We start from the raw sequence: 11013 nt of genomic DNA, 5'->3' as shown, positions 1-11013 counted from the left end.
CCGGACACGCCCTGCGCCTGGGCCCGGCGGCCCTCACCGGCAAGGACGTCAAGGACGCCCGGGCCGTCCTCGACGCGCAGACCGGCAGCGGCTGGACCGTCGCCCTCTCCTTCCGGAGCGGCGGCGACAAGAGCTGGGCGCGCGTCACGGGACAGGCCGCGTGCGCCGCGCCGGGCGACCCGTCCCGCCGCGTCGCGATCGTCCTCGACGACCGCGTCGTCTCGGCACCGGCCATGCAGCGCAGCGTGCCCTGCCGGACCGGGATCCAGGGCGGCAGCGCCCAGATCACGGGCGGATTCGACGACGCCGGGGCCCGCGATCTGGCCGCGCTCGTCAAGGGCGGTGCCCTGCCCGTCCCGGTCGAGGTCGTCGAGCAGCGCACCGTCGGCCCGACGCTGGGCGCCGAGGCGATCCGGGCGAGCGCGGGGGCAGCGGTCATCGGCCTCGTCTGCACGGCGCTGTTCGTCATCGCCGTCTACCGGCTGCTCGGCGTCCTGGCCACGGTGGCGCTCGCGCTGTACGGGCTGATCTCGTACGCCGCGCTGGTCGCGCTCGGGGCCACGCTCACCCTCCCCGGGCTGGCCGGGTTCGTGCTGGCCGTCGGCATGGCCGTCGACGCGAACGTCCTCGTCTTCGAACGGACCCGGGAGGAGTACGAACGGAGCCGGCCCGCCCCCGCGCGCCGCACCGGCCCGCAGGACCTCCGCGACCCGCTGCGGAAGGGCTTCGGCAAGGCGTGGAGCGCCGTCGTCGACTCGAACGTCACGACCCTCCTCGCCGCCGGCCTGCTCTTCCTCTTCGCCACGGGCCCGGTCAAGGGCTTCGGCGTCACCCTGTCCGTAGGCGTCGCGGCCTCCATGGTCTCCGCCCTCGTCATCACCCGCGTGCTCGCGGAGCGGGCGCTGCGGCGCGACTGTGTCCGGCGTCGGCCGCGACTGGCCGGAGTCGCCTCTGCGGGCCGGATGCGGGCCTTCCTCGCCCGCCGGCGCCCCCGGCTGATGCACCACCGCCGCATCTGGCTGGGCGTCAGCGCCGTGCTGCTGGCCCTCGCCGTCGCGGGCATCGGCGTGCGCGGGCTGCAGCTCGGCGTCGAGTTCACCGGCGGCCGTCTCGTCGAGTACGGCACGAGCCGCCCCGTGGACGTGGAGAAGGCGCGCGCCGCGGTCGGTGACGCCGGGTTCCCGCGCGCCGTCGTGCAGAAGTCGGGCAACGGCGACGTGGTCGTGCGCACCGGCGCCATGGACGACGGTGACCGGCAGCGCATCAAGTCGGCCCTGGAGGCCCACGGCGGGACCGTCACCGTCGAGCGCGACGAGCGGATCGGGCCCAGCCTGGGCAGCGAGCTGCGCGACAAGGCGCTGATCGCGCTGGGCGTTGCGGTGGCGGCCCAGCTCGTCTACCTCAGCGTGCGCTTCCGCTGGACCTTCGCGACGGCGGCGGTGGCGGCGATGGTCCAGGACGTGCTGCTGGTGGTCGGGCTGTTCGCCTGGCTGGGCCGGCCGGCCGACAGCGTCTTCCTCGCGGCGCTGCTCACGGTGGTCGGCTACTCCGTCAACGACACGGTGGTCGTCTTCGACCGCATCCGCGAGACGCGGCGCCCCGGGCGGGCCGGCGGCGCGGGGGCGGGCGAGGGGCGGATGCCGCTGGCGTCCGCCGTCGACAGCGCGATCCTGCACACCGTGCCGCGCACGGTGAACACGGGCATGGGCGTCCTTTTCGTCCTCGCCGCGCTCGCGGTGCTGGGCGGCGACTCGCTGGCCGACTTCTCCGTGGCGCTGCTCGCCGGGGTGCTGTTCGGCATCGCCTCGACCGTCCTGACGGCCGCACCGCTCGCCGTGATCCTCGAAGGCCGCCGCCCCGCCGCCGCACCGCCCGCGCACCCCGCACCGCGCAAGGACCCGAGGGACTCGGGAGCGGTGGTCTGACCTGCGGGCGGGGGGAAGCGGCCGGGTCCGGCGCCCTGCGCGGGGCGTGGCGGCTTCCCACCGCTCGGCGCTTGCCTGCACCTTCCGGAGTCATATGATCACGCAATCGGCATGGTGAACGCGCCACGACGACCGGATCGAAGCCGCGTCGGCCACTGCGAGGGGACACTGATTGGAAGGCACACGGACGCCGCGGGAGCCCTTGCGCTTCGCCGTGCTCGGGCCCGTCCTGGCCTGGCGGGGGCGGGCAGCGCTCGACACCGGCTCGCCGCAGCAGCGCGCCGTGCTCGCGGCCCTCCTGCTACGGGGCGGGCACACGGCCACGGTCGGGGAGCTCGTCGACGGCCTCTGGGGCTCCGGTCCGCCGGCCACGGCGCTCAACGCCCTCCGTACGTACGCCTTCCGGCTCCGCCGGTCGTTCGGCGCGGAGGGGGCGGGCGTCCTCGTCAGCGACTCCGGCGGCTATGCGATCCGTACCGGGCCCGCCGGTCCGGGGCCGGCCGGCTCCGGACCGGTCGTGGAACTGGACCTCGACCGGGCCAGGGCGCTGGCCGAGGAGGGGCACCGGGCCCGTCGCTCCGGGAACCCGGTGCGCGCCCGGGAACTCCTCGCCGAAGCACTCGCCGTGTGGCGGGGCGAATCGCTCGCCGGTCTGCCGGGCCCCTACGCGGAGACGCAGCGCACGCGCCTGGAGGAGTGGCGGCTGTCGCTCACCGAGACGCGCCTGGAACTGGATCTGGAGGTCGGCAGCCACGCGGAGGCCGTCTCCGAGCTGACCGCTCTGACCACCGCCCACCCGCTGCGCGAGCGCCTGCGCGAACTGCTCATGCTCGCCCTCTACCGCAGCGGCCGCCAGACCGAGGCCCTCGCCGTCTACGCCGACACCCGCCACCTCCTCGCCGAGGAACTCGGTGTCGGCCCGCGCCCCGAACTGTCCGGGCTCCACCACCGCATCCTCAACGCCGATCCCGCCCTGACCACTGCCGCCGGCCCCGCCCGGAAGACGACGGCGTTCCCCGAGGGCTTCATACGGCCCGCACAGCTGCCCGCGGACACCGCGCACTTCACCGGCCGCACCGCGCACGTGACGGAGATCCGCGACCTGCTGGCCGCCGGCCCCGGCGGCAGCCCGGCGGTTCCGGCCGTCACCGGCACGGGCGGCGTGGGCAAGACCACGCTCGCCGTCCACGCGGCCCACTCCGTACGCCACCGCTTCCCCGACGGGCAGCTCTACGCCGACCTGCAGGGCACGGGCCCGGAACCCGCCGAACCCGAGACGGTGCTGGGGTGGTTCCTGCGCGCCCTGGGCGTCCCGGGGGCCACCGTCCCCGAGGGCGTCGACGAGCGGTCCGCGCTCCTCCGCTCCACCCTCGACGGCCGCCGCGTCCTCATCCTGCTGGACAACGCCCGCGACGCCGCCCAGGTCCGCCCGCTGCTGCCCGGGACCGGCGGCTGCGCGGTGCTGGTCACCAGCCGCCACCGCATGACCGGCCTCGCCGGTGCGCGCATCGTCGACCTCGACGTGATGGGCCCCGGCGAAGGGCTCTCGCTCTTCACACGGATCGTGGGCGCCGAGCGCGTGGAGGCCGAGCGGGACGCCGCGACGGACGTCGTGGAAGCGTGCGGCTTCCTGCCGCTGGCCATCCGCATCGCCGCCTCCCGCCTCGCCGCCCGCCGCACCTGGACCGTCCCCCTCCTCGCGCGCAAACTCCGCGACGAACGCCGCCGCCTGGACGAACTGCGCGCCGGCGACCTCGCCGTCACCGCCACCTTCGAACTCGGCTACGGCCAGCTGGAACCCGGACAGGCCCGCGCCTTCCGCCTGCTCGGGCCGGCCGACGGCCCGGACATCTCCCTGGCCGCCGCCGCAGCCGTCCTGGACCTCGGCCCCGACGCCACCGAAGAACTGCTGGAATCCCTGGTCGACACCTCCCTCCTGGAGTCCGCCGCACCCGGCCGGTACCGCTACCACGACCTCGTACGCCTCTACGCGCGTGCATGCGCCGAACGCGACGAACAGCCCCCCGCCGGCCGCGAAGCCGCCCTCTCGCGACTGCTCGACTTCTACCTCGCCACCGCCGCCAGGGCCTACGCGCTCGCACGGCCCGGGGACCGGCTGGTGGCCCACCTGGCGCCCACCAAGGTGCCGGGGCTCGCCTTCGAGGATGGTGGGGAAGCCGTCGACTGGCTGACCACCGAAGCCGCCTGCATCCTCTCCTGCGTGCGCCTGCAGGCGACGGGAGGAGGCTCCCCGGCCTCCCTGGCGCGGGCGGCCGACCTGCTGCTCGCCGCCAAGGACCTGGTCGAGGCGGGCATCAGCGGCAGCGCCTACATCCACGCCGCCGAGGCCGTGCTGGCCGCGGCGCGGGCTGCCGGTGACGCGCAGGCGGAGGGCCGGGCCTGCATCGCCCTCGCCCACGCGCACAGGTTCACCGGGCAGCTGGAGGAGGCCGACGAGTACGCCCACCGGTCGCTGCTCCTCGTCGGCGCCACCGACGACCCGGTGCTGATCCGCTGCTACGCCGCGAACCAGCTCGGCATCATCGCCATCCACCAGCGGCGCTACCGCGACGCCGAGGCTCATCTGCGCCGGGCCCTCGATCACTTCCGGGCCGACGGCAACCGGGTCGGCGAGGCCAGCGCCCTCTCCAACCTCTCCCGGGCCCACGTGGGGCTGGACGACGCCGCTCGGGCGGTGGAGCTGGCCGAGGAGGCCCTTGCCGTCTACCGGAGCGTCGGCGGCTCCTGGCGGCTGGCCAACGCCCTGTACTCGCTGGGGCTGGCCCTGGCGGAGGACGGCCGCGCGGACGAGGGCCTGGACCGGCTGGCGGAGGCGCTCGGCATCTTCCGGGAGAGCCGGCAGCGGTGGTGGGAGGGGATAACCCTCTACCGGACGGCCGAGGTCCATCTGATCGCCGGGCGTGCCGAGGAAGCCGTACAACCCGCCGAACTGGCCTTGTCCATCCTCCGCGGGCTCAGATCGTGGTGGCAGCTCGCCGGGGTCCTGACCGTGCTCGCCCGCGCGCTCGACCTCATCGGCCAGGCCGAACGGGCCCGGGCCTGCCGGCAGGAGGCCCGGGCGATCCGGGACCGCCAGGGCCCCGCCGCCGAGCGCCTCCGTACGGCACCGGACTCCGACGGGCCGCCGGGGGCCGGCTCCGCGTGACGTCCCGCACGGCTCCCGGTCGCCCGTCCTGCCCGCCAGGAAGAAGAGCACAGAAATGAACATTCGCCGAAAATGGCCGGATTCAGCCCCTGCCCTGTTCCCTTTTCGGCCCCGGAGGCTCTACCTGTAGCGGGGCCGGTCCGGCCGGCCCCCAGAGGCGAGAGGAATTGTGCGATGACCTCCGGGATGACCTCGTTCGACAAGATCTACGACCAGCCCGACCCCCGGGCGTACTTCACGGTGCTGGGACCTCTGGAGTACCAGACGCCGCACCATGCCCAGAGCGTCTTCCGGCGTATGGCCGAGACCCTCGGGGGCCCGCCCGGCGACGAGCCGCCGACCGTCGTGGACATCTGCTGTTCCTACGGCATCAACGCAGCACTCCTCAACCACGACGTCACACTGGACGAGCTCTACACCCGCTACACCTCGCCGCAGATCGCGCCGCTCACCACGGCCGAGCTCATCGAGGACGACCGGGCCTACTTCGCGGCGCGCCGCCGGCCCGGGGCGGTCCGCGTGGTCGGCATCGACGTGGCCGCGCAGGCCGTCGCCTACGCGCAGGCCGCCGGGCTGCTGGACGAGGGGTCCGCCGAGAACCTCGAGACCGCCGAGCCCAGCGGGGAGCTGCTGCGGAAGACGCGGCGGGCCCGGCTCATCACCATCACCGGCGGGACCACGTTCCTGTCCGCCAGGACGCTCAAAGCCCTCACCGCGGGCACGGACACGCCGCCCTGGGTGGCCTCGTTCGTGCTCCGGACCGCCTCGTACGAACCGATCGCCGACGCCCTGGCCGCCCACGGCCTGAGCACGGAGAAGTACACCGCCCGCACGTTCCCGCAGCGCCACTTCAGCGGGCCGGAGGAGCAGCGGTACGCCGTCGCGGCCGTCGCGGCCGCGGGCGAGGACCCCCGGGGCAAGGAGACCGAGGGGTACTTCCACACGACGCTGTACCTCTCGCGGCCCCCGCAGGACGTGGCGGCCCTGCCCCTCACGGAGCTGCTGCCGCCGGACTGACCCGGGGCACCGGCACGTGCATCGGCGGGTTCATGGCGAAGCGACCAGCGAATTCCGGCCATGAACCCGCTACGGGCACGACCCGCCGGCCGGCTCGTACGGCCGCTCCTCCGGCAGCCTGCGCCGCGCCTCGTCCAGATCCCCGGCGACGACCAGCCGGTGGACCTCACGGGCCAGGGGCGTGACGTCCGTGATCGACACGGTCCACTCGTCGGCGTAGCGACGCGACGCCTCACCCGCGAGCCCCAGCTGCAGGGACCGGTGGGGCAGGGCCTTCAGGTGCAGGTCGCGCTCGGGGTCCCACTGCACCCTGGCCGGTGCGGCCTTCAGCTCGCGCTGCCAGGCGTCACGGCCGGCGTGGACGTCCCGGTCGTAGTGGGACAGACAGGCGTTGGCCAAGGCCCAGTCGAAGCCGGCCCGGTCGATCTCGATCGCGAGGACGCACTCCTGATCGGCCTTGGTGGCCCAGCCGCAGCGGTACATCATCCACAGAAAGGAAGGCTTGATCCAAGTCAAGCGGTGTTCGTAGTCCTTTTCGACTCCGGCGCGCCTGCGCAGGTCACCGCACAGCCATCGCTTCCAGGTGAGCGCCTGCCAGGCGAGAGAAGCTGTCGAGAAGGGCCTTGCCCTTGGCGGCGGTGGCCAACGACGGCTGCCCGATGATGCCGTTGGTGGTGTAGCCTGCCATGCCCAGGGTGAGCAAGTGGGGGCGCTTCGGGGCCGAGTGGTCGTCCCCCTCTATGCCCTCATGCACCAGGTGTGGCGCGCCGTGGAGGAGTAGAGAGACCTCGAACTCGCCGCCGTGCATGTCCTCGGCGCTGCTGCTCTCCAGCTCGGCATCGGCGCGGGCCTGAGCCCGGTCCTCACTGACGGGGAAGAGGGCGACTCGGGGGCCGGTGACGTTGAGTTCCTGGACGACGTTCGACAGGACGTAGTTGCCGCCATGGCCGTTGACGATGATCAGCCCAGGGTGACCGGAGGCTTCGAGCGATCTCCAGATGTCGTTGACCATGGCGTACAGCGTCCCGGCGCTGATGCTGACCGTCCCGGCCATCGGGGCGTGCTCGTGAGAACAGGCCATAGTGACGGGCGGCAACAGGAACAGGCCGTGGTCATCAGCCAGTCGACGAGCGATCAGGCAGGCGATGACCGTGTCGGTGATCAGCGGCAAGTGGTCGCCGTGTTGCTCGAAGCTCCCGATGGGCAGGACGGCAACGGCGGACCCTCGGCGGCGCTCGTCGCCGGTGGTGGCTTGCGTGATCAGTTCGTCCATGATCCCAGCATCTCTCATCAATTCCGGGCTAGTCATGCCGCGAACCGGTCACGAACCATGGCGAAGTGCTCAAGGAAGGCCGCCACGGCCGGAAGTCGCCGCTCTCCTGCCACCGAGTCCGCCACTGCCGAAAGCACGCCGAACGTACGGGCGGATCCGGTGTGCCTGACGATCCCGAGTGACTTCGTCGCGGCCTCGGCCCCGCGCTCCAGTTCACCGGCACGGACGTATGCGCGGCCCAGCCTTGCGAGGTAGACACCTCGGTCATTGCGGTAGACCTGCGGCAGCGCTTCCAGGTGCCCTTCGAAGAGCTCGATTGCCTGTTGAGGCTTACCGAGATCGATCCAGCAGTTTGCGCGCTGCATCTCGATGTACGCGGGCGTGCAGTACGAGGTGTCGAGCCCGGTAGCCGGCACTGCCTGGGCAGGTTCGGTCACGAGGGCGCGCGCCTCGTCGAACCTGGCCAGGGCAGCCTTCGGGTTCCCCATCAACGCGTATCCCTGGGCCTCCTGCTGTGCGGCGAGTGCCTCGATCTGAGGGGTGAGCCCGGGCAGGCGCTGCGCCGCCTTGGCCAGCCCGATCGCCCTGTCTGCGCTGGCGCGGGCAGTCGCCTGGTTGCTCTTGCGGAAGAGGATGTACGACTGCATGTGATCGTCCGCGGCCTCTTGGGCCCACTCCATCGCGCGGTCGGACCAGAGTGCCGCACGCCGGAAGTCACCCAAGTCCTGGTACAGCCACCCGATGAACTCGGCGACTCGTCCGCCGGTCTGCAGGAGGGCCTCTCGCGGCGCCCCACTGCTGCCGCGCTCCAGCAGGCTCGTGATGGTCTGAGCGTGCTGCACGACGGCCGGGATGGTGTGCCGGGCGCCGAAGAAGTTCGAGCTCTTGTAGTGCTGGGGCAGCTGGCTTTCGATGAGCGCGGCAACGAACTGCGGATCGGTGGGCTCATCATCCGGACCTGTGTCGGCCAAGCAACCGAACGGGTCCACCTCGGAAGACGCCACCTGCACGGCCACCGCGTCGTTGTCCGCCTCCCAGTCACGGCAGGCGAGACCCAGCATGTGGCCCGGGATCCGCAGGCCATCGGCGACGCGCTCAACCACGCTGATGTTGTTGATCTCGCGGTTCCCCTTGATGATCTCCCCGACGGCACTCGGCGTCAGCTCCACACATCGCGCAAGGCGCGCAGGGTAGAAGCCCGCTCGCTTGGCCAGCTGGAAGATCACCGAGAAGTCGCGGACGCGGCACGCTTCCACCATCGCTTCCTCTCGCAGCAAGCGTGGTGGAAAGCCTTGTGGAAGCTCGTGCTTGGGCATGAGCGGTGCTCCGGGGAGGGACGGAATCCGCGGTGAGGCCATGCGGGTCGGGTTACCGGCGATGTTACCCATCGTGGGTAACCACGCCGGGCTCGTTTCCCGAACTGTCACCCCTGATGCTGCTTGGCATGGAGAGACAACAGGAAGACGCGAACGGCGAAGACGTGGTGAGGCGTTGGGCCCGTCACCCTCGCTGCGTCGGCCTGGCGCGAACGGAACTGCGCAGAGCACTCGAAGGCTGGGGCCTGACGTCGGTCGACGACGTGGCGCTCCTGATCCTCTCGGAACTGCTGACCAATGCGGTGGTGCACGGGCGGGTTTCGCCGGGCCGGGAGATCGAGACCCGATTTGAGCTGGAAGCGGGCGCTCTCCGTATCAGGGTCGATGACGCCTGTGAGAGGTGGCCTTCTGCGCGCGCCCAGGACGCAGAGAGCGGCCGGGGTCTCCCCCTGGTGGCTGCGCTCTCGACCTCCTGGGGCGTGAGCAACCGGGTGGGCGTCGGCAAATCAGTGTGGGCGGTGCTGGCAGTACCGGCCGTGAAAGGAGAACACAGTGGCACGAATGCGGGCGTCACAGTTGCGGCGCGGTGATCTGGTGAGCCTCAGGGGGGCCTGCCGAGAGGTCAAAGACGTACGCACCAAGCAACGGGGCCTGCGGAGCGGTTCCGACGTAGTGCTGACGTTCAAGACCGGCAGCGCCGTGCGCATGGAGGCAACGGACGAAGTCGAGGTCGCGGTGTACCCGTCACGGCGGGCCCGATGACGACGGCCTGGTCGAGGTTCTCAAGGGCGCCCGGCCGTCGACAGGACACTCTCGGCCGGGACCTGGACGCACTGCTGGCGGACTTTCGAACCCACCTGATCAGGGGGCTGCACCCCGTGACTGAAGAGGCGAACGCGGCCGCGCTCCGGCGCCTTGAAGAGCGCGTGTCCCGTCGGATCGCCGAGGGGCTCGGGCCCCCTTAGACACCCTCGGGGCCAGGGCCCACAGCTGTCACGTGCTGTTTGAGCCCTGCGGATCCCCCGACACCCCGAGGGGAGGCGGCGTCCATCCTCAGGTTCCGCCGCCTGCGGCCCTGCTCAACTCCGAAGCTTGGGCAGGGCCGCGAACAACAAGCGCATACGAAACCGGACCACCCCGTTACCTGGCGGGCTCGGGGGTGGTCCGGCAGGGGAACGATCACGAACCCCGGTGCCGATGGTACCGGGGATATCGACGTATGTCCGTGCGATGACGTCGGCAGTCAGTGGTCAAGTCAGTTCCTCTATAGGGAGTTTGAGCCGGATGGGATTCGATGTTGAGGAGTTCGACCCGGATGACGTGCTGTGGGTGCCGGGCGTGGACTACATCGCCGGTTGGCGCGAGGCGACGGACGCGGCGGCGGCACTGGCAGCGGCCCTGACTGCAGCCGGGGTGAGCCTGGAGAGCGCGAAAGCCACGGCACGAACGACACCGGACGGGTCAGGGGTGGTCCGACTGATGTGGTCGGTGGAGACCGTACGGGCGGTGGTGGAACTCGTCCGCGGCGACAAGCCGGACCCGCTGGCATCCTGAGCCTCGGCCACGGACCGCGGAATGCCGGACGCTCGGCCACGGCGGCGCGAGCTGAGCGGAGCGCCCATGACGGGCCCGGCCACATCGCGGCAGCTGCCCGCTCCCCCTCAGCCACGGCCGGACGGTGCGGTCTCCTCACGCTCCCGCATCCACGACGGCGGGAGTACGGCGCCCGACCTCCCACCGGCCGCACAGTTCGACCACCGGAACCCCGCCCCCCACCTGTCCCCCCGCTGCCAGCCTCCTTGGCGCGCGCAACGACGATGCCGATGGACGGCAGAGCACCCGCCATGTGTGCCGCTGGGCGTAGCCGTCCCGTCCGTCAGCCTGCAGTCGGCGGTGCCGGGGTGGTGGCAGGGGGCTTGGCCGTGTCTGTGGTCGGCCTGTGCCACGGAAAGTCAGCCACGATGGCGGGGCGGCCGGGCGATCACCCGCCACGTGTGCACCTGCGCCATAACCCGGTCTCAGCCATGCTGACATGGGCTTTTCCCACGTCACGGCCGCTACCACCGACGTCGGCACCGATGTTGCCCATACACCTCCTGCAGGCGACGACGGCACCGCAACGCGAAGCGAGCCAAGCCACCGACCATCAGCCCCGCCGGTCCGCGGTCGACGATCAGCCGGCTCCCGGCACGCGCTCGCTGGCCGTGGCCGGGAACTGCCGGAAGCCGAAGAGCCCGACGTCGTGTCGCTGGGCTCTGTCGGTGGCCGACCGGGTCTTCACGCCGCGGCGGGCTCGTGATGGGTGTCGGGCGGCAT

The 11013-nt window shown here is 72.0% G+C and carries 7 protein-coding genes and 1 pseudogene; 5 read left to right on the top strand and 3 right to left on the bottom strand.

The annotated features are described in order from the left end of the window. The 3 genes from secF to V7793_RS25645 all read left to right on the top strand — a co-directional run. Positions 1-1925 (top strand): protein translocase subunit SecF (gene secF, locus V7793_RS25655; protein WP_336010364.1); only part of this gene is annotated, 1925 nt, incomplete at its 5' end. 172 nt (positions 1926-2097) lie between these two features. Then, positions 2098-5091, top strand: coding sequence for an AfsR/SARP family transcriptional regulator (locus V7793_RS25650; RefSeq protein WP_336010362.1), 2994 nt, complete (start codon positions 2098-2100; stop codon positions 5089-5091). Between the two features lie 174 nt (positions 5092-5265). Continuing rightward, positions 5266-6108: a hypothetical protein gene (locus V7793_RS25645; protein ID WP_336010360.1), complete on the top strand. Its 843-nt coding sequence runs from the start codon at positions 5266-5268 to the stop codon at positions 6106-6108. Between the two features lie 69 nt (positions 6109-6177). Here V7793_RS25645 and V7793_RS25640 read toward each other — a convergent pair. The 3 genes and pseudogenes from V7793_RS25640 to V7793_RS25630 form a co-directional block, all read right to left on the bottom strand. Beyond that, positions 6178-6627: pseudogene (locus V7793_RS25640) on the bottom strand (DUF4291 domain-containing protein); the annotation flags it as partial. 40 nt (positions 6628-6667) lie between these two features. Then, positions 6668-7381, bottom strand: a complete 714-nt coding sequence (locus V7793_RS25635) for a creatininase family protein (RefSeq protein WP_336010358.1) — start codon at positions 7379-7381, stop codon at positions 6668-6670. Positions 7382-7413: 32 nt separating this feature from the next. Further along, positions 7414-8697, bottom strand: coding sequence for a tetratricopeptide repeat protein (locus tag V7793_RS25630; protein WP_336010356.1), 1284 nt, complete (start codon positions 8695-8697; stop codon positions 7414-7416). 128 nt (positions 8698-8825) lie between these two features. On the opposite strand from V7793_RS25630, the gene V7793_RS25625 reads away from it, so the two are divergent. Further along, on the top strand, positions 8826-9287 hold the full coding sequence (locus tag V7793_RS25625) for an ATP-binding protein (RefSeq protein WP_336010354.1): 462 nt from the start codon (positions 8826-8828) through the stop codon (positions 9285-9287). A 694-nt stretch (positions 9288-9981) separates the two neighbouring features. Beyond that, positions 9982-10251 (top strand): hypothetical protein, encoded by a 270-nt coding sequence (locus V7793_RS25620; protein WP_336010352.1) that lies wholly within the window; start codon positions 9982-9984, stop codon positions 10249-10251. The last annotated feature ends 762 nt before the right edge of the window (positions 10252-11013 follow it).

It is taken from the genome of Streptomyces sp. KLMMK, assembly GCF_036961605.1.
Classification (GTDB): domain Bacteria; phylum Actinomycetota; class Actinomycetes; order Streptomycetales; family Streptomycetaceae; genus Streptomyces; species Streptomyces telluris.
The sequence above is the reverse complement of the archived record's forward strand: the minus strand, read 5'-3'. Positions and strand labels throughout refer to the sequence as shown.

Excerpts from the sequence above, each read along its gene's own strand:
- V7793_RS25645 (WP_336010360.1), top strand. The coding sequence starts at position 5,266 with ATGACCTCCGGGATGACCTCGTTCGACAAGATCTACGACCAGCCCGAC.
- V7793_RS25635 (WP_336010358.1), bottom strand. The coding sequence starts at position 7,381 with ATGGACGAACTGATCACGCAAGCCACCACCGGCGACGAGCGCCGCCGA.
- V7793_RS25630 (WP_336010356.1), bottom strand. The coding sequence starts at position 8,697 with ATGCCCAAGCACGAGCTTCCACAAGGCTTTCCACCACGCTTGCTGCGA.
- V7793_RS25625 (WP_336010354.1), top strand. The coding sequence starts at position 8,826 with ATGGAGAGACAACAGGAAGACGCGAACGGCGAAGACGTGGTGAGGCGT.
- V7793_RS25620 (WP_336010352.1), top strand. The coding sequence starts at position 9,982 with ATGGGATTCGATGTTGAGGAGTTCGACCCGGATGACGTGCTGTGGGTG.